The organism is Wenyingzhuangia sp. 2_MG-2023, assembly GCF_030548295.1.
Taxonomy (GTDB): Bacteria; Bacteroidota; Bacteroidia; order Flavobacteriales; family Flavobacteriaceae; genus Wenyingzhuangia.
The window spans coordinates 47,176-65,984 of sequence record NZ_JAUOSB010000015.1; the positions used below are offsets into that span (position 1 = coordinate 47,176).

The window sequence follows — 18,809 nt, forward strand, 5'->3', positions numbered from 1 at the left end:
CAGACAATGGTCATTAAGATGACTTTGAATATTAATAAAAGTAGATTTAAAAATAAAAAATAATGGACAATCAATTTTTAATTTCGTTAACCGAAAAATACGGAGCACCGTTGTATGTATACAATGCTGATGTAATAGAACGTCAATACACACGTATGATGAATGCATTTTCATCCGTTAAAAACGTAAAATTGAATTATGCTGTAAAGTCTAACACCAATATCAATGTTCTTAAATTTTTGAAGAACTTAGGTTCTGGTGGAGATTGTGTGTCTGTACAAGAAATTAAATTATGTTTAGCCGCAGGATTCAAAGTTGCTGATATTTCTTACACTCCTAACGGTGTGTCTTTTGAAGAAATTACGGAAGCACACAAGCTAGGTGTAAAAATCACTTTAGACAACTTGTCTAGTTTAGATAAATTTGGAAAAACATTTCCAAATGCTCCCGTTTCTTTACGTATCAACCCACATATTATGGCGGGTGGAAACGCTAAAATTTCTGTTGGACACGTAGATTCTAAATTTGGAATTTCTCACACACAAATAGAAGAAATAAAAACCATTATAAAAGCAAATGGAACTCCTGTAAATGGAGTACACATGCATACAGGTTCTGACATTTACAATCCTGATGCTTTTGTAGAAGCAATGGAAGTATTGTTAGGAATTGCAGAACATTTTGACACTATTGAGTTTGTAGATTTGGGTAGTGGATTTAAAGTTCCTTACAAAGACAATGATCACGAAACCAATTTAGAAGAATTAGGACCTATTTTGGGTGCTAGTTTCAATGCTTTCTGCAAAAAATATGGTAAAGAATTGAAATTGATTTTTGAACCTGGAAAATTCTTAGTGAGTGAATCTGGAAAATTCTTAGCCAAAGTAAACGTGATCAAACAAACACCTAACATCAACTTTGTAGGAGTTGATAGTGGATTGAATCACTTAATGAGACCTATGATGTACGATGCATACCACAGAGTAACTAATATTTCTAATCCAAACGGAATAGAAAAAGAATACAATGTAGTAGGATATATTTGTGAAACAGATACGTTTGCAAGTAGCAGAACCTTGGGAGAAGTAAATGAAGGAGATATTATTTGTATGGACAATGCTGGAGCATACTGTTTCTCTATGGCATCCAACTACAACTCACGTTTTAGACCCGCAGAAGTTTTGGTTGTGAAAGGAAAAGACTATTTGATTAGACAGCGAGAAACCTTTGAAGATATTTTAAAAAATCAAATTGAAATTGATTTATCATAATTCTATAAAACAAAAAACGCTAACCTCATCGTTAGCGTTTTTTTTATTTAAATCAGAATAAGGTGAAAAATCATTTTTTTTTAAGTTTAACCTATTCTTAAAATATTTTCATGATTTTACTTTTCAGTCTAACACTTATCGGAATCACGTAATCGTTAATTATAATTTGATTTTCGATAATTTTATCTACTTTATATTTTGAAACAACATATGATTTATGTGTTTGAATAAAATCATTTTCAGGTAATAGTTCTATGAAACTTTTTAATGACATATGTGCAATTATTGGTTTATGAACGGTAACTACTTTTACATAATTTTGCATAGCTTCCACAAATAAAATATCATTCACATTTATTTTATTTAGTTGTTTTTCACTTTTTAAGAATACTACTTTTTTCTCTTCTTCATCTAAAAAATAGCCGTTTACTTTATTCACTGCTTTCTGAAAACGTTGAAATGAAATTGGTTTCACTAAATAATCTAAAACGTTATAAGTAAAGCTTTCCAAAGCATATTCTTCATAAGCTGTTGTCATAATCACAGAAGGTGAGTTTTTTAATTCTTTTAACCAATCTATACCCGATTTTAGAGGCATATTGATATCTAAAAAGATCAAATCAATTTGATGAGTCTTTAAATATTGATTTGCTTGTAAAGCGTTTTTACAGGTTGCTATCACTTCTAAAAAAGAGACTTTAGCACAATAATCTGCAATACCTTGTCTGGCAATAGGTTCGTCATCAACAATTAAACAATTTAACTTTTTCATCACAGGTTATTGTAAATTTATAGAAAGGTTTATGATATGCTTATTTTCTTTTTTTTGAATCTCCAGTTGGTATAAATCTTTGTACAATATGGATAGTCTTTTTTTCACATTTTTCAACCCTATCCCTCCTGCTTTAATGCTAGTATCGTCGCTATCAAAATCATTAATAATGTTTAGAGTTACTACTTTTTCTACTTCTTTAAGTATAATACAAATTTTATTATCTGCACTATCCATATGATTACTACAATGCTTAAAAGCATTTTCTACAAAAGGGATCAATAGCAATGGAGCTATTTTTAATTTTGGGTTTTCTAATTTTATTTCATAATCTAATTGAATGTCAGCTCCTCTTCTTGTTTCTTCAATTTTAATATACTTTGATATATAATCCAATTCCTTTTCCAAGAATGTATGCGCATTACTTTCGTATAATTGATAACGTAGCAAATCTGAAAATTGATGTAAAGTCTCTTTTGCCAAATCATCATCTTTGCCAATTAAATGATATACATTATTAATACCGTTAAACAAAAAATGAGGGTTTAGTTGTGCTTTTAAATATTTTAATTCCGTTTTGTACGTTTCTTCAATCAATTTTCGTTTTAATATTTCAGATTTTTTAAATGCAATTTTAAGAGCATAATAAAAACCTGCTGTGGTGTACGTTATATGAACTAAGAAACTACTGATTAAGCCACACGAAAAAGGTTTGTCAATGGAAAAATATTTATAAGCAATCGTATCTACATAAGACTCTAAAAAACTGATACCAATTATACTTGTAATGGTTAACACATAAAATACGCGTTTCTTTTTAGGTTTATAAAACTTAGGATACAACCAAAATACTTGAATGTAAAACATGAAAGCATTGAAAAAAAGACCATATATATAGGCATAAGTTAAACTGCCATCAGCAACAGTAAAACCGTTCCAATTAAAATCAGAACCTATAGCAACAAGCCAATAATTAAAAAGCCAGAATAAGGTGTGCCCAAGAATAGTAATCGCTTTATTTTCCATTCATTTTAAAATTATAACACAAAGAAACATATATTTTTTTGGACAAATATTTTTATAAACGTTCATCAACAGATATTCGACACTTGTCAAAAAACAACTTTTTTATTCTTTACTTTACTTTTATTTTGCTCCAGAAAACAGATGCTTATTACATAATTTGAATATAATAGCTTCTATATAAATCACATCTTATTTGTTACGAAACATTAAATAATTCTATTAAAAACAGCTCAAAAAATTAGATGAATTTCTTACCAAAAATCAATGACCTGACCATTCTTTATCTAGTACTTTTACCCTATCAAAAATCAACGCAACAAAAATAGAAATCACACGTCTTTATTTAAAATGAAAATTCATACGTCCTAAATTATAACAAAAATACTTCTATCAGAACACTCATTTGTAACTTTGTAATCACAATCTAAACGTTGCCTCAATTTAAATATCTATAAATACCATCAAATTATATCAAAACAAGTAACAAAAAACAACATGAAAAAAATTTATCTAATTATTTTTCTTCTGACTACTCTTGGAAGTTTTTCCCAAGAAAAGTTTACCATTACAGGAACTGTTAAAGATGCCAACTCTGGAGAAACTCTGATTGGAGTGAGCATCATTGAAAAAAACTCCAGTCAAGGAACTGTTACCAACGAATACGGTTTTTATTCGTTTACATTAACAAAAGGAGTACACACTATTGAAATTTCTTACATGGGATACGATCTTTACAAAACGAAAGTTCAGTTGACCGAAAACAAAGAATTGAATATAGATTTGCAAGAAAGTACAGAAAGCTTGGAAGAAGTTGTTATTTCTGCATATACTGAAAAAATCAGTATAAAAAAGGCAGAAATGAGTGTCAACAAAATGAAAGTGCAAACTATTAAAGAAATTCCAGCAGTATTAGGAGAAGTAGATGTTTTAAAATCTATTGTAACCTTACCTGGAGTTACCAATGCAGGAGAAGGACAATCTGGATTCAACGTTCGTGGAGGAGCTGCCGATCAGAACTTGGTTTTGCTAGATGAAGCTACGCTATTCAATTCCTCTCACCTATTTGGTTTCTTTTCTGTAATCAATGCAGATGCTATCAAAGATTTAAAGCTATACAAAGGTGGAATTCCTTCTAAGTTTGGAGGTAGAATTTCTTCGGTGTTAGACATCCATCAAAAAGACGGAAACAAATATGAATTTCACGGAAATGGAGGAATTGGACTGTTGTCTTCTCGATTGACTTTAGAGGGACCTATTCAAAAGAAAAAAGCTTCTTTCTTTGTTAGTGGACGTAGATCTTATGCAGATTTGTTCTTACCTATTGTTCAACCAGACAACAAAAGTAAAGCTTATTTTTACGATTTAAACACCAAAGTAAACTGGGAAGTAGATTCTAAAAACAAATTGTATTTGTCAGGATATTTTGGTCGTGATATTTTTTCTTTGGGAACTACTTTTGTAAACGAATATGGAAATGCTGTAGCCAATCTACGTTGGAATCACATTTTTAACAGTCAATTATTTTCCAACCTATCTCTTATTTATAGCAACTATTATTACGGATTGGAAATTAGTGTTGCTGGTTTTCAATGGGATTCTGGATTGGAGAACTACAATCTTAAGTACGATTTAAAACAATATTTTAATGATGACATTGCCATCAACTATGGAGTTCAAGCCATCAATTACGTTTTCAATCCTGGAAAAATACAACCTAGTGAACCTGGAACTGGAATTGAAACCAACCAAATAGCTAAAAAATATGCTATAGAAAACGCTATTTATGTAGATGTAGAGCATCAGCTAAACGAAAACATAGACTTAAGATACGGTGTCCGTTGGAGTAACTTTCTAAGATTGGGTGAATCTGAAATCAACGTTTATAACGGTTCTCCTGTCTTATATAATGAAGATACAAAACTTTACGAACAAGCAACACCTATTGGTCAAGTAGATATGGATAAAAGTAAAGTCAGAAAAACATTCAACAATTTAGAGCCTAGATTCTCCATTGCTTACGCTCTAAACAACAAAAGTTCTTTCAAAGCTAGTTACCAAAGAATGGCACAATACATTCATATTTTATCCAACACACAATCTCCTACCCCTTTAGACATTTGGACTCCTAGTGGAGAGTACATCAAACCTCAATTGTCAGATCAAATTGCCTTTGGATACAGTAGAGATTTTAACAACATGTATAGTTTGACTGCTGAAATTTTTGGAAAAACCGTTAAAAACAGAATCGATTATATAGATGGTGCCGAATTGGTTGCACAAGAGGCTATAGAATCTGTGATCTTAAACGGTAAAGCTAGAGCTTATGGTTTGGAATTAATGTTTAAAAAAGAAGAAGGAAAATTTAACGGATGGATTAGTTATACTTTGTCTAGATCTGAGCAACAAACCACAGGAAGAACTGCGGATGAAGTGGGAATTAACAACGGAAACTGGTATGCAACAGGTTACGATAAAACACATGATTTAACCGTGATTGCCAACTACAAAGCATCTAAAAAATGGAAGTTCAACTCTAGTTTCAACCTACAAACAGGACAGCCTGTTACCTATGCAGATGGTAGTTATGGTTATTTAGGTCTAAACATTCCTAATTACGGTCCTAGAAACTCAAAAAGATTGCCATTGTATCACAGAGTAGATGTTTCTGCAACTTATGTTCCTGAAAAATACGAATCTAAAAAATGGAAAGGAGAATGGGTCTTTAGTGTTTACAACTTGTACAACAGACAAAATGCTTCTTCTATCAGCTTTGGTCAAGATGAAAATAACGAAACTGGAACCACAAGAAACATCACAGAACGTTTGACCATGTTCGGAATAATTCCTTCAGTAACTTTCAACTTTAAATTCTAACAATCATGAAAAAATACATATACATTATATTCTTTGCTTTTTGTACAATCTCATGTACCAAAGAAGTTGTTCTAGACGACATTTTAGACGCTACTCCTAGATTGGTGGTAGAAGCTAGTATTGATTGGAACAAAAATGATGACGAAGCTTCCAAAACGCAAACCATCAAGTTGACTAAATCAACTCCATATTACAGTCAAGATTACCCAATAGTAACAGATGCTATCATCACAGTAACCAATAGCAGCAATGAATCTATGGGAACATTTGCCTACAACACCAACCAACAACTTTATGTTGCTACAGATTTTAACAAACCTACTGTAGGAGAAACTTATACTCTAAAAATAGAAGTTGAAGGACAAACATATACTGCCCAAGACACCTATACTTCTATTGAAAACCCAAATTACATAAAACAAGGATTGAACAGAGATATAGATTCAGAAGGAATTATTCAAGTTGATTTGAATATTGACAATGAAATTGGTGTAGACAATTTCTTTTTGCTAAAAGTAGAGCCACCAACAATTGTAAGCGTTTTACCAGAATATTCTAATGCTGATGATTCTTTGTTTAGTGAAGTTCCAGGAGAAAACAACTATGATTTTACTTATTTTGAGGAAGAACTTGAACCTGGAGACTTGCTAAAAATTAGTACTTATGGTATCAGCAGTCGTTACAATGATTTTTTGAATAAAATATTGTTAACAGCAGGTGGTAGCAACGGTCCTTTTTCTACCGCTCCTGCAACTATCAGAGGAAATCTACTGAATGAAACTGAGGAAGAAAATAGAGCTTTTGGTTATTTTTCTATGAACGAATATATTTACATTGAATACATTGTAAAAGAAAAATCAGATGAAGAAATTATCACAGAATTGTAAATTTGGACTTCATTTTTATTTATTTTAGGAAAAAATAAATGAAAATGAAAAAGTCAGTACTAGTCTATAGTATATTATCAATTGTCACGCTTTTTTTCTTCTCTAGTTGTTCTGAAAAAAAGTCGTCCGTAAAAAACGATGCGAGCTTTAACTACAGTACCTATATATTTCATCACACCAATGGAATAAAATCTGTAAAATCAGACATTAGCGTTGTGCTTGCGCAAATCAGTGAAATTGATACATCATCTTTAGAAAAAGTACTGACTTTTTCTCCTAAAATAGATGGAGAATTACAATTGCTCAATCAGAAAGAGTTGGTCTTTTCTCCAAAAGAAAAACTAAAAAGCAATACTACTTACACCGTTACGGTTCATTTGAATCAACTTTTCCCAAATCAAAAAGAAAACGTAAAAGACTACGGATTTACCTTTAAAACCAAAAAGCAAGACTTTGAAATAAAAACACAAGCCTTGCAATCTTACAGTCAAGATTGGCAATATGTAGAAGGAGTTGTTAAAACCAACGATATAACTTCTTTGGATAGAATCAAACAGGTTTTAAGCGCTACTCAAAACAAAAAAGAACTCTCCATAAAGTTTGAAGAAATCAACATAGAAACCAATACGTTCTTATTTAAAATAGACAGTATTTACAGAGAATTAGACGATTCTAAAATTCACCTAAATTACAATGGAGCTGCATTAAACATTGACAAAAAAGAAACCAGAACAATCGACATAATTGGTAAAAACAACTTTAAAGTTATTGATGTAAAAGTTGTAAATGATGCCGATCAGTATGTAGAAATCAACTTTTCAGATCCTCTTGCTAGCAATCAAAATTTAAAAGGATTGATTAGCATTCAAAACCAACCCAAACTCACCTACACCATTGCAGGAAATGTGGTGAAAGTATATCCTCCAAATACGCTAAAAGGAGAGTACAACGTGTCTATCTATAGAGGAATTAAAAATACGTACGGTTATAAATTTGACAATACCATAAGTAGAACTTTATCTTTTGACGAACCCAAACCTTTGGTGAAATTCTCTAAATCTGGAAATATTTTACCCAACTCACAAGGACTAAACATTCAGTTTGAAGCTATTAGCCTAAAGGCAGTAGACGTTACCATTTATAAAATATTTGAATCCAACGTATTGCAGTTTTTACAACAAAACAATTTGCAAGGAGACCAAAATATTAAAATGGTGGCAAGACCTGTGGTAAAAAAGACGATTCCCTTACACCCTATCAATAACGAAACATCCAAATGGCAAACCTACGGAGTTGCTTTGGACAAACTCATCAATGTAGAAAAAGGAGCCATTTATAAAATAAAAATCAACTTTAACAAAAGCTATGCAACCTATAAATGCGAAAACAACACTGCCACAAACAGTACTCCTATAGAAGAAGAAACTTTTGATGATGCTATAGAAGACAGCAATTGGGACGGTTATGAAAATTACTACAACGAATACAATTATTACGGAAATTACAACTGGCGTGAAAGAGACGATCCTTGTACCGATTCCTACTACAGAAACAAAACAGTAAGCAAAAACATATTAGCTACAGACATTGGATTGACCGTTAAAAAAGGAAATGACAATTCTTATTTTGTTGCCACGAGCAATTTGGTAAGTTCAGAACCCATGGCTAATGTAAACATTCAGTTTTACAACTTTCAACAACAACTTTTAACCAGCACCACTACCAATGAAGAAGGAATTTGTCTTTTGGAATTAAAAAGTGTTCCGTTTTTTGTTACCGCTAAAAAAGAAGGACAAACCACGTACACCAAAGTTAACGATGGAAATGTACTTTCTATGAGTAATTTTAACACCAACGGAGTACAACCTCTGAAAGGTATCAAAGGATTTATATACAACGAAAGAGGAGTTTGGAGACCTGGAGATACTATTTTTACAGGTTTTATGTTGAATGATTTGAAAAACAAATTACCAGAAAATCACCCTATTACCTTAGAAGTAAAAGATCCTAACGGTGTGCTAAAATACCGAAAAGTAGAAAATCAACACCTCAACCACCTCTACACTTTTAAAATTCCAACACAAGATACCGATCCTACTGGTAGATGGAATGCAACCATCCAGATTGGTGGGGCTAGTTTTCTAAAAAGCTTGAAAGTAGAAACCATCAAACCCAACCGATTAAAAATAAACGTAACAACCGAAAACGAGGTTTTGAGCAATCACAATCAAATTTACATTGCTGCCAAATGGTTGCACGGAGCAATTGCCAAAGAATTGAAAGTGGAAACAGATTTGACTCTAAAACCACAAGACACACATTTTGAAACATATCCAAGCTATGTTTTTGACGATCCAAGCAAAAAATTTGAATCAGAACAAATCAATGTATTGACTGGTAAATTGAATGCAGATGGAAAAATAAACTTTGCCTTAAAACCGACCACAAACAACAATGCTCCAGGAATGTTAAAAGCGTATTTGACCACCCGAGTCTATGAAAATGGTGGAGATTTTAGCACCGATGTATACAGTAAAACCTACGCTCCTTTTGATACATATGTTGGAGTAAAAAGACCAGAAGGAGACAAGGCAAGAAACATGTTGTTGACAGACAAACAACATAATTTTGAAGTAGTTTGTGTTGATGTTGACGGAAAACCTGTTGCCAATCAAACGGTAGCAGTAACCATTTATAAAATGCAAAATAGTTGGTGGTGGAACAACAATAATAACTATTCCCAATTCAGTTCATCCAACTTTAAAACTCCCGTTTTTAACAAAATATTAAAAACACAGAACAATGGAAAAACCAATTTTAATTTTGAAATCAAATATCCAGAATGGGGACGTTATTTTGTGAAAATCACCCATCAAAAATCAGGACATAGTACGGGTGAAACTGTATTTATAGATTGGCCAGGATGGGCTGGAAAAGCAAAAAAAGGAAATCAGAAAGAAGCCGCTATGTTGGTTTTTACAACTGACAAAGAAACTTATCAAGTAAACGATGAGGTTGTAGTTAATTTTCCTTCTTCTGAAAATGGAAATGCGTTGATCACCATTGAAAACAATGCAAAAGTATTGAAATACCATCGAATTAAAACCAGCAAAGGAAGTACTCAATTTAAATTTTCTGTAGACAAAAGCATGACTCCCAATGTGTACATTAGCATTACTACATTGCAACCTCATCACAATACTAAAAATGATTTACCTATTAGAATGTATGGCGTTAAAAACATTTCTGTAGAAGATGCTAGCACTCACCTAACTCCTATTTTAACCGCTCCTAAAGAAGTAGAACCGGAAAAGGAATTCACTTTAAAAGTAGCCGAACAAAACGGAAAACCGTTTACCTATACGGTAGCAATTGTAGATGAAGGTTTGTTAGATTTGACCCGATTCAAAACCCCTAACCCTTGGAATTATTTCAATGCCAAAGAAGCGTTGGGTGTAAAGACTTGGGATATGTATGATGATGTAATTGGTGCTTTTGGAGGAAAATTAAATCAAGTATTTAGCATTGGTGGAGATCAAGATTTAGGAGCTGCCAAAACTCAAAAAGCCAATCGTTTCAAACCCGTCGTCATTTTTAAAGGGCCTTTTAGTTTGGATGCCAACAAAAGCAACACACATAAAATAACTTTACCAAAATACATTGGTGCTGTAAAAGCTATGGTAGTGGCACATCATTTAGATCATGAAGCTTATGGAGAAACTGATGCCTCTATATTGGTAAAAAAACCATTGATGTTGTTAGCGAGTGCTCCTAGAAAAGTAAGCACAAACGAAAAAATAAAAATTCCAGTTACCGTGTTCAATGCACTTGGAGGAAATCAAAAAGTAAACGTTCATGTGCAATCGAACGAGGTTTTTTCTGTAGAAGGAAATGCTACCAAAACAGTTGCCTTTGATGCTAGTGGAGATGAAATTACTTATTTTGATTTGAAAGTATTAAAATCTGGATTTGGAAAAATCAACATAACTGCCTCCAACAAATCTCACAAAGCAAGTTATGAGATAGAAATGAATGCGTTCAATCCTATTTCAAAAGTAACAAAAACCTTAGAGTTGATTGTTAAAAATAATGAATCTGAAAAAATTGAATTGGATGGTTTTGGTGTAGACGACTCCAACAAAGGGACGTTGGAGGTTTCCTCTTTTCCTCAAATCAATTTCACCAACAGATTGAAATATTTGATTCGTTATCCTCATGGATGTTTGGAACAAACCGTTTCTGCTGCCTTTCCTCAATTGTATATCAATCATTTGTTTGAAACCACTCCCTCAGAAAAAAATAACATTGCACAAAACATCAATGGAGCCATTCAAAAATTAAAAGATTTTCAATTGTTATCTGGCGGATTTTCTTATTGGCCAGGTAGTTTTAAAACCAATGATTGGGTCAGTAATTATGCAGGACATTTTTTAATAGAAGCTGAAAAACAGGGTTATTTATTGCCTTATAATTTTAAAAATAATTGGATTGCTTATCAGAAAGATGTTTCTAGAACTTGGAAAAAGACAAAGTACAATTCCTATTTAGAACAAGCTTATAGACTGTACACTTTGGCTTTGGCTCAGAGTCCAGAACTGTCTATCATGAACCGTTTGAGAGAGGATAGAGAATTGTCTAACATTGCCAAATTAAGATTGGCTTTGGCTTATGCTATCATTGGTCAAAAAGATGCTGCTATGGAATTGATGCACAATGCTAGTCTAGTGGATTACCAACAAGTTTATCAAGTAAATCATGGCTCAACGTTGATCAATAAATCCATCGCATTGCAAACCTATCAAGCTTTAGATCAAAAAAGCAAAGCAATTGCCTTGTTACAAGATATTAGCAAGGAGTTGAATTCTGAAACATATTTAAGTACACAAACTACAGCAAAAAGTTTGTTGGCTGTTGCCAATTATTATCAATCTGTAAAAGGAAACGACATCAAAGCGGTGCTAAAAAGCAATGGTAAAAAAACAAAAATTAAAACCAATAGCAACTTTTACCAGCAAGATCTTGCGCTTAACAAAGGAGAAAACACGTTGCAATTTGAAAATGATGGTCAAAATACATTGTACTTAAAGATTACGCATGAAGGAATTCCTGAAATCAATAAAGAAGAAGAACTTTCTAAAAATTTAGTTTCTAAAGTAACCTATGTAGATGGAACTGGAAAAAAAATAGAGATTCAAAACTTGCCACAAGGAACTAGTTTTACGGCTCAAATAGAACTAAAAAACACTTACAATAAAGATGTAAAAGACATTGCCTTAACGTATCAAATTCCATCTGGTTGGGAAATCATCAATACACGATATGCTATGGATGATACTTCTAAAGAAAACAATGTAGAGTACACTGACATTCGTGACAATTTGGTGCATTACTATTTTGATTTGAAACAAAACGAAAGAAAATTATTCAAAATTAAAATCAACACAACCTATTTGGGATCTTATTATTTGCCTGGAGTACATGCAGAAGCCATGTATGACAATGAGTTTTTAAGCCACACCAAAGGTCAATGGATCAATGTTATACCATAATTTAAAAGTATTATTATCTAGAGACTTAAACAAGATTTTTAAGTCTCTAGACCAATAACAAACACATTAATTTTATCACCATTTTTATCTCCTAAAAAATTGTATAATTTATTTTTAATTACCTAAATATACTTAATCTCTATCCTTTACAATTAGCTTATTAAGACATATCTTTAATCAAGATATGAACATTAATGTAAAGACAATTTTCACTATGGGTATATTAAAATTGAAAGAAAAAAATAATCCAATATAACAGTTCTCGACTCCGCTCGAACACCCTAAGACAGGTCATCGAGCGGAGTCGAGATGTATTAACAAATACATTTATCAGTAACTCTATCTTGTATCAATTCACTATCAAAAAATTAATAAAAACATACAAAATCATCCTTAGCATCGTGATGATTCTGTGTTTTTGGTATGCGTTCTGTTTGCCTTCAAAACTTTTTGAAGAAGATTATTCTACGGTACTTTTTTCTTCCAACCATCAGCTTTTAGGAGCTACTATTGCTACTGATGAACAATGGAGGTTCCCTCCTTCTGAGCTTATTCCCAAAAAATTTAAAATCTGTTTGTTAAATTTTGAAGATGAATATTTTTACAAACATCCAGGATTCAATCCTATTTCTATGGGAAAAGCCATTCTTTTAAATCTAAGAAAAAAACACACCGTTAGAGGTGGAAGCACGTTGACACAACAAGTAATAAGACTAAGTAGAAAACAACACAGAACCTATCTAGAAAAATTTATCGAACTTATTTGGGCTACACGCTTAGAATTGAAAACAAGCAAAGATGACATTTTAAAACTATATATGCACCACGCTCCTTACGGAGGAAATGTGGTAGGTCTGGAAATGGCTTCTTGGCGATACTTTGGAACGTCTCCAGATAAATTATCTTGGGCAGAAAGTGCAACATTGGCTGTGTTACCTAATGCTCCAAGCCTTATTTTCCCTGGAAAAAATAAAAGTTTACTCAAAAAGAAACGAAATTTTTTATTGACCAAATTAAAAGACAAAGGACTTATTGATGACATTACTTATCAATTGTCTCTTCAAGAATCCATCCCAAGAAAACCTGTAGCAATTCCCATCAAAAACATTCATTTATTGTCTTTGTTAGATCAACGAGAAAAAGGAAAAAGATGGATCACAAGTATTGATTCTGAATTGCAAGACCAAGCCCTAGAAACCGCAAAAAAATACTATCAGCAATATCAAAAAAACAACATTCACAACTTAGCTATTTTAGTATTAGACAATGTATCTAAAAAAATATTGGCCTATGTAGGAAACAGTCCTACTTTGGACGAACATCACAAATATGTGGACATGATTCAAGCCCAAAGAAGCACTGGTAGTACGCTAAAACCTATTTTGTACATGGCAATGTTGAATCGTGGAGAATTGATGCCCAACCAATTGATTGCTGATATTCCTACACAAATTCAAGAATACAATCCTCAAAATTTTGACTACAGTTTTTCAGGAGCTGTCTCTGCAAGCAAGGTCATTTCAAGGTCCTTAAACGTTCCCTCTGTTAGAATGTTAAGAGATTATGGATTGCAACGTTTTTATGACGATTTACAACGGTTGAAACTAAAGACAGTCAACAAATCCATAGATTATTACGGTTTGACTTTAATTTTAGGAGGAGCCGAAAGTACACTATGGGACTTGACCAACATGTATGCTAGTTTGGCCAGCACACTGACACATTACAATCAAAACGAAAGCAACTATTTCACCAACGAACACCAAACTGCTCATTTTTTAAAAAACACAAATCTTAAATTAGGAACCACTACTTACAATCCTACTATTTTTGATGCAGGAAGTATTTTTTTAGGTTTTAAAGCCATGACAGAAGTTACCAGACCTGAAGACAGTCAAGAATGGAAACACTATACATCTTCTCAAAAAATAGCATGGAAAACAGGAACCAGTTTTGGAAACAAAGATGCATGGAGTATAGGAGTCAATAAAAATTACACTGTAGGAGTTTGGGTTGGAAATGCCGATGGAGAAGGAATTGCCAACATGACGGGTGTACAATATGCAGCTCCTATTATGTTTGATATTTTTGAAATGTTGCCTAAAAATGAGTGGTTTGAAACTCCTTTGGATGGATTGCAAAAAACAACTGTTTGCAAAATAAGCGGACACAAACCCAATCCTTATTGCCCAACCAAGACTCAATACATTCCTTTGGTAGCAAACTCTACCTTGCCATGTCCTTACCATCAAACTATTTATTTGGATAAAAAAAGCAATTACCGAGTTTATAAAAATTGTGTTGAGTCAAATCAAATCACCTCAAAAACGTTTTTTGTTCTTCCTCCTAATCAGGCTTGGTATTACAAAAAATTCAATCCAGATTATGTGTCCTTACCTCCTATTCAAAAAGAATGTTTGAACAGCAACACACCTATGATGGATTTTTTGAGTCCAAATGAGAATACTAGTTTTATCTTAGCCAAAGATTTTGATGAAAAAACCAATCCAATTGTTATTAAAGTAACGCATCAAAGAAATGACGAAAAATTATTTTGGTATATAGACGATGCATACATCAAAACTACAAAGCATTTTCACGAAATTGCCATTGCACCAACAATAGGAAAACACAAAATTACGGTTGTAGACCAAAACGGAAATCAAATTAGCAGAACCCTCAACATAGAATAAGTATGGATTTTATCAAAACCACCGAGCAAGATTCGTTGTATAGCAACTTGGAAAACATGTCTACTTTAGACTTGCTACAAAACATCAACAAAGAAGATCAGAAAGTAGCCCTGGCAGTAGAAAAAGCAATTCCACAAATTGAAACCTTGGTTACTGTTATTGTGGAAAAACTAAAAAACGGAGGACGTTTGTTTTATATGGGAGCTGGAACCAGTGGTCGTTTGGGAGTTTTAGATGCTTCTGAATGCCCGCCTACATTTGGAGTTTCTCACAACTTGGTTTTGGGTTTGATTGCTGGTGGAGATACTGCCATTAGAAAAGCAGTTGAAAATGCAGAAGACCATACGGAGCAAGGTTGGAAGGATTTGCAAGAACACCAAATTAGCATTAAAGATGTTGTTATTGGAATTGCCGCTTCTGGAACCACTCCCTATGTAATTGCTGCCCTGGAAACCTGCAACAAAAACAACATTGTAACAGGCTGTATTACCATGAATGAAAACAGTCCGTTAGACAACGTAGCTCAATTTCCTATTGTGGTTACCGTAGGACCTGAATTTGTAACAGGTAGCTCAAGAATGAAAGCTGGGACTGCTCAAAAATTGGTTTTGAACATGATTAGCACGAGTACTATGATTCTTTTAGGAAAAGTAAAAGGAAACAAAATGGTAGACATGCAATTGTCCAATGACAAATTGGTAGACAGAGGAACCAAAATGATTTTAAAAGAAATTGACATGCCTTACCAACAGGCAAAAGAGCTACTTTTACAACACGGAAGTGTAAGAAACGTATTCAAATATTTGAACCATGAGACAAAGTAAATATTTAAAGAAAGGCATCAATTTAATGGTGGTTACCTTATTTCTATTGATCCTTAGCCCTATTGTAATTACTATGGGTTACAAAGCTATACAGAAATTAGATACCTATATAGTTTTGGTTGTTGGTATTTTACTAGCCATTACCACCATTATTTTATTTGCTATGGGAATTAGACAACTTTTGAAACATTTGTTTGGGGATGAATAGATAATACTAACTTTTAAAAGGTCGCTGTTTGAATATAATGGATAAAAAACATCGTATAAAACGCAACCTAAACATCAAGCAAACATCTAGTAGTAAAGAAGGGTTATGAAAAAAGTATTTCACATATTTATTTGTATCATTACGATAGGTTGTTCTAAGGAAAGTTTTCAAGAAGAATATCAATTTATAAAAGAATATTCAGGCACCGTAACAGTTGGTGGATTTGTAGGTTTGACTGAACGATATTTTAAAATAGGAGAAACTTACGAAGGAACAAATCTAGAAGAAGGAATGGTAACTATAAGAATTGCTGAGCATTCAAAACTAAACGAAGATTGCCCCAACAGCTGGTGTTATCAGGAATTTTTAAATGTTCCCATAGAATTCTTAAAATTAGTAGATTGACCCGTTTATCAAACTCCACAACATTCATGATCCTTAAAATCAAGACTCCCCAAAACCGCATACACAGACAGTAATCTTTCTGTATTCACAAAACTCCGTTCTAAAATTTAATCACAAAATAAAAACATTAATTCCTTTCATTCCTTCTGTAAATTTATTTCTTTTGTTATCTTCATACACTCATCAAAACCACACAAATTCCTACAGGAATAATGAAATCTGATCAACTTCTTACCGACAACATTTTAGCAGCTAAAAAAGGAGATCAGACCGCATATAGATACTTACTCAACCTGTATTGGAACGATGTTTATTATTTTTTACAATCCAAAATTAGTGACGATAGTATTGATGCAGAAGACATTACCATCATTACATTTTCTAAAGCTTTTGACAAAATAAACTCTTATAAGGAAACTTTTGGATTTAAAACTTGGCTATTTACCATTGCTAAAAATTTATTGATTGATGAATTGCGTAAACAAAAAAACGTTACAGTTTCTATAGAACAAGAAAACAAAAAACTTTACAATTTGTCTGATGAAAATCCAACTCCCGAAGACAAAATCATTATAGAACAAAACTTAGCACAACTAAAAAAGAACATCAAACGATTGAAGCCCAAATATCAAGAAGTCATCAATCTACGTTATTTTCAAGATTTGTCTTATACTGAAATTGCCAAAGAACTAAACGAACCCATCAACAACGTAAAAGTAAAATTACTACGAGCTAAAAAATTATTGGCAGAAATTATTACCAATTACAAACACGAAGATTAGAAATTAATCAATTCTTTTTATTCATTTTTCTACAATATACAACTGCGTTAAACATCCTGTCAAATATTGTTTAGATATTCCATTATTCCAATAGATCGTACCTCATACAGTTCTCTTTTTGTATCTTTGTTGGTCAAAGAAATAAGCATATGAGTACGGAAACATCTACATTTAAATCTGTATTACCCAATAAAGCACAAGCTACAACCAATCCTGGAACTATTCCTGTAGGAAACAAAAAGCCGGATTGGTTACGTGTAAAATTACCCGTGGGTAAAAAATACACAGAATTGCGTGGTTTGGTAGACAAATACAAACTGAATACTATTTGTGCTAGTGGAAGTTGTCCTAACATGGGAGAATGTTGGGGAGATGGTACTGCTACATTCATGATTTTAGGAAATATTTGTACCCGATCTTGTGGTTTTTGTGGTGTTAAAACCGGAAAACCCGAAACTGTGGAATGGGATGAACCTGAAAAAGTAGCACGTTCTATTAAAATTATGAATATAGAACATGCTGTTATTACTTCTGTAGATAGAGACGACCTTAAAGACGGTGGTTCTATTATTTGGGCAGAAACTATTGCTGCCATTCGTAGAGCAAACCCAAACACAACTATGGAAACTTTGATTCCTGACTTTCAGGGAATGACAAAAAACATAGATCGATTGATTGAAGCCGCTCCAGAAGTGATTTCTCATAACTTAGAAACTGTAAGAAGATTGACAAGAGAAGTTAGAATCCAGGCACAGTATGATAGAAGTTTAGAAGTTTTAAGATATATAAAAGCACAAGGACAACGCAGAACAAAATCTGGAATTATGCTAGGTTTAGGAGAAACCAAAGATGAAGTCTTTGAAAGCTTGAGAGATTTGGCAAACGTAAATGTGGATGTAGTTACTTTAGGTCAGTACTTACAACCTAGTAAAAAACATTTACCTGTAAAAGAATACATTACGCCAGAATTATTTAAAGAATACGAAATATTCGCCAAATCACTTGGTTTCAAACATGTAGAAAGCTCCGCTTTGGTAAGGTCTTCTTATCATGCAAAAAAACATATAAACTAAAGTTGTGGCATAATACTTGTAAAACACATTACAGAGATAAGTTTCATAGTTTAGTTTTAGTTAGTACAAAAACCTTCAGTAGGCAAACCCTACTGAAGGTTTTTATTTTTTCACAGATAAATCCAACGTGGCACGATACTTGAAATAATTAATTTGAAAATAATTTTTTCATAGTTTAGTTTAGTTAGTACAGAAACCTTCAGCTTCCCTCGCTGAAGGTTTTTGTTTTTTTTCAGATAAATCTAACGTGGCACGGTACTTGAAATAATTAATTTGAAAATAATTTTTCATTTCATAGTTTAGTTTAGTTAGTACAGAAACCTTCAGCCTCCCTCGCTGAAGGTTTTTGTTTTTTTACAGATAAATCCAACGTGGCACGGTACTTGAAATAATTAATTTGAAAATAATTTTTCATTTCATAGTTTAGTTTAGTTAGTACAGAAAC

General features: G+C 32.7%; 12 protein-coding genes. 10 read left to right on the forward strand and 2 right to left on the reverse strand.

Annotated features, from left to right (window positions below; translation table 11 throughout):
- Positions 1-62 precede the first annotated feature (62 nt).
- Positions 63-1,271, forward strand: coding sequence for a diaminopimelate decarboxylase (gene lysA, locus Q4548_RS13430; protein WP_303455861.1), 1,209 nt, complete (start codon positions 63-65; stop codon positions 1,269-1,271).
- Between the two features lie 97 nt (positions 1,272-1,368).
- On the opposite strand, the gene Q4548_RS13435 is transcribed toward lysA, so the two are convergent.
- Both Q4548_RS13435 and Q4548_RS13440 read right to left on the reverse strand, forming a co-directional pair.
- The gene (locus tag Q4548_RS13435; protein ID WP_303455863.1) at positions 1,369-2,043 is read right to left on the reverse strand and encodes a LytTR family DNA-binding domain-containing protein; all 675 of its coding nucleotides are present in this window, start codon (positions 2,041-2,043) and stop codon (positions 1,369-1,371) included.
- A 6-nt stretch (positions 2,044-2,049) separates the two neighbouring features.
- Entirely contained in the window at positions 2,050-3,069 is a 1,020-nt protein-coding gene (locus Q4548_RS13440; RefSeq protein WP_303455865.1) for a sensor histidine kinase, read from the reverse strand.
- A gap of 495 nt (positions 3,070-3,564) precedes the next feature.
- On the opposite strand from Q4548_RS13440, the gene Q4548_RS13445 reads away from it, so the two are divergent.
- The 9 genes from Q4548_RS13445 to lipA all read left to right on the forward strand — a co-directional run bounded on the left by Q4548_RS13445 (position 3,565) and on the right by lipA (position 18,364).
- Positions 3,565-5,943 (forward strand): TonB-dependent receptor, encoded by a 2,379-nt coding sequence (locus Q4548_RS13445; RefSeq protein WP_303455867.1) that lies wholly within the window; start codon positions 3,565-3,567, stop codon positions 5,941-5,943.
- A 5-nt stretch (positions 5,944-5,948) separates the two neighbouring features.
- Positions 5,949-6,830, forward strand: coding sequence for a DUF4249 family protein (locus Q4548_RS13450; protein ID WP_303455869.1), 882 nt, complete (start codon positions 5,949-5,951; stop codon positions 6,828-6,830).
- A 44-nt stretch (positions 6,831-6,874) separates the two neighbouring features.
- Positions 6,875-12,379: an alpha-2-macroglobulin gene (locus Q4548_RS13455; protein ID WP_303455870.1), complete on the forward strand. Its 5,505-nt coding sequence runs from the start codon at positions 6,875-6,877 to the stop codon at positions 12,377-12,379.
- 404 nt (positions 12,380-12,783) lie between these two features.
- A complete protein-coding gene (gene pbpC / locus Q4548_RS13460) occupies positions 12,784-15,072 on the forward strand; it encodes a penicillin-binding protein 1C (RefSeq protein ID WP_303455871.1) in 2,289 nt (762 codons plus the stop codon).
- Between the two features lie 2 nt (positions 15,073-15,074).
- Positions 15,075-15,896, forward strand: coding sequence for an N-acetylmuramic acid 6-phosphate etherase (gene murQ / locus Q4548_RS13465; RefSeq protein ID WP_303455873.1), 822 nt, complete (start codon positions 15,075-15,077; stop codon positions 15,894-15,896).
- Positions 15,883-16,104 carry a DUF6095 family protein gene (locus Q4548_RS13470; RefSeq protein ID WP_303455875.1) on the forward strand — a complete coding sequence of 74 codons (222 nt, stop codon included), beginning with the start codon at positions 15,883-15,885 and terminating at the stop codon, positions 16,102-16,104. The genes murQ and Q4548_RS13470 overlap by 14 nt, the downstream gene beginning before the upstream one ends.
- Positions 16,105-16,209: 105 nt before the next feature.
- The gene (locus Q4548_RS13475) at positions 16,210-16,509 is read left to right on the forward strand and encodes a hypothetical protein (protein ID WP_303455877.1); all 300 of its coding nucleotides are present in this window, start codon (positions 16,210-16,212) and stop codon (positions 16,507-16,509) included.
- A gap of 212 nt (positions 16,510-16,721) precedes the next feature.
- Positions 16,722-17,291 carry an RNA polymerase sigma factor gene (locus Q4548_RS13480; protein WP_303455879.1) on the forward strand — a complete coding sequence of 190 codons (570 nt, stop codon included), beginning with the start codon at positions 16,722-16,724 and terminating at the stop codon, positions 17,289-17,291.
- Between the two features lie 149 nt (positions 17,292-17,440).
- Positions 17,441-18,364 (forward strand): lipoyl synthase, encoded by a 924-nt coding sequence (gene lipA, locus Q4548_RS13485; protein ID WP_303455880.1) that lies wholly within the window; start codon positions 17,441-17,443, stop codon positions 18,362-18,364.
- Positions 18,365-18,809 lie beyond the last annotated feature (445 nt).

What these genes read in the sequence shown, in the direction of transcription:
- lysA (WP_303455861.1), top strand. Translation starts at nt 63, where the DNA reads ATGGACAATCAATTTTTAATTTCGTTAACCGAAAAATACGGAGCACCG.
- Q4548_RS13435 (WP_303455863.1), bottom strand. Translation starts at nt 2,043, where the DNA reads ATGAAAAAGTTAAATTGTTTAATTGTTGATGACGAACCTATTGCCAGA.
- Q4548_RS13440 (WP_303455865.1), bottom strand. Translation starts at nt 3,069, where the DNA reads ATGGAAAATAAAGCGATTACTATTCTTGGGCACACCTTATTCTGGCTT.
- Q4548_RS13445 (WP_303455867.1), top strand. Translation starts at nt 3,565, where the DNA reads ATGAAAAAAATTTATCTAATTATTTTTCTTCTGACTACTCTTGGAAGT.
- Q4548_RS13450 (WP_303455869.1), top strand. Translation starts at nt 5,949, where the DNA reads ATGAAAAAATACATATACATTATATTCTTTGCTTTTTGTACAATCTCA.
- Q4548_RS13455 (WP_303455870.1), top strand. Translation starts at nt 6,875, where the DNA reads ATGAAAAAGTCAGTACTAGTCTATAGTATATTATCAATTGTCACGCTT.
- pbpC (WP_303455871.1), top strand. Translation starts at nt 12,784, where the DNA reads ATGATTCTGTGTTTTTGGTATGCGTTCTGTTTGCCTTCAAAACTTTTT.
- murQ (WP_303455873.1), top strand. Translation starts at nt 15,075, where the DNA reads ATGGATTTTATCAAAACCACCGAGCAAGATTCGTTGTATAGCAACTTG.
- Q4548_RS13470 (WP_303455875.1), top strand. Translation starts at nt 15,883, where the DNA reads ATGAGACAAAGTAAATATTTAAAGAAAGGCATCAATTTAATGGTGGTT.
- Q4548_RS13475 (WP_303455877.1), top strand. Translation starts at nt 16,210, where the DNA reads ATGAAAAAAGTATTTCACATATTTATTTGTATCATTACGATAGGTTGT.
- Q4548_RS13480 (WP_303455879.1), top strand. Translation starts at nt 16,722, where the DNA reads ATGAAATCTGATCAACTTCTTACCGACAACATTTTAGCAGCTAAAAAA.
- lipA (WP_303455880.1), top strand. Translation starts at nt 17,441, where the DNA reads ATGAGTACGGAAACATCTACATTTAAATCTGTATTACCCAATAAAGCA.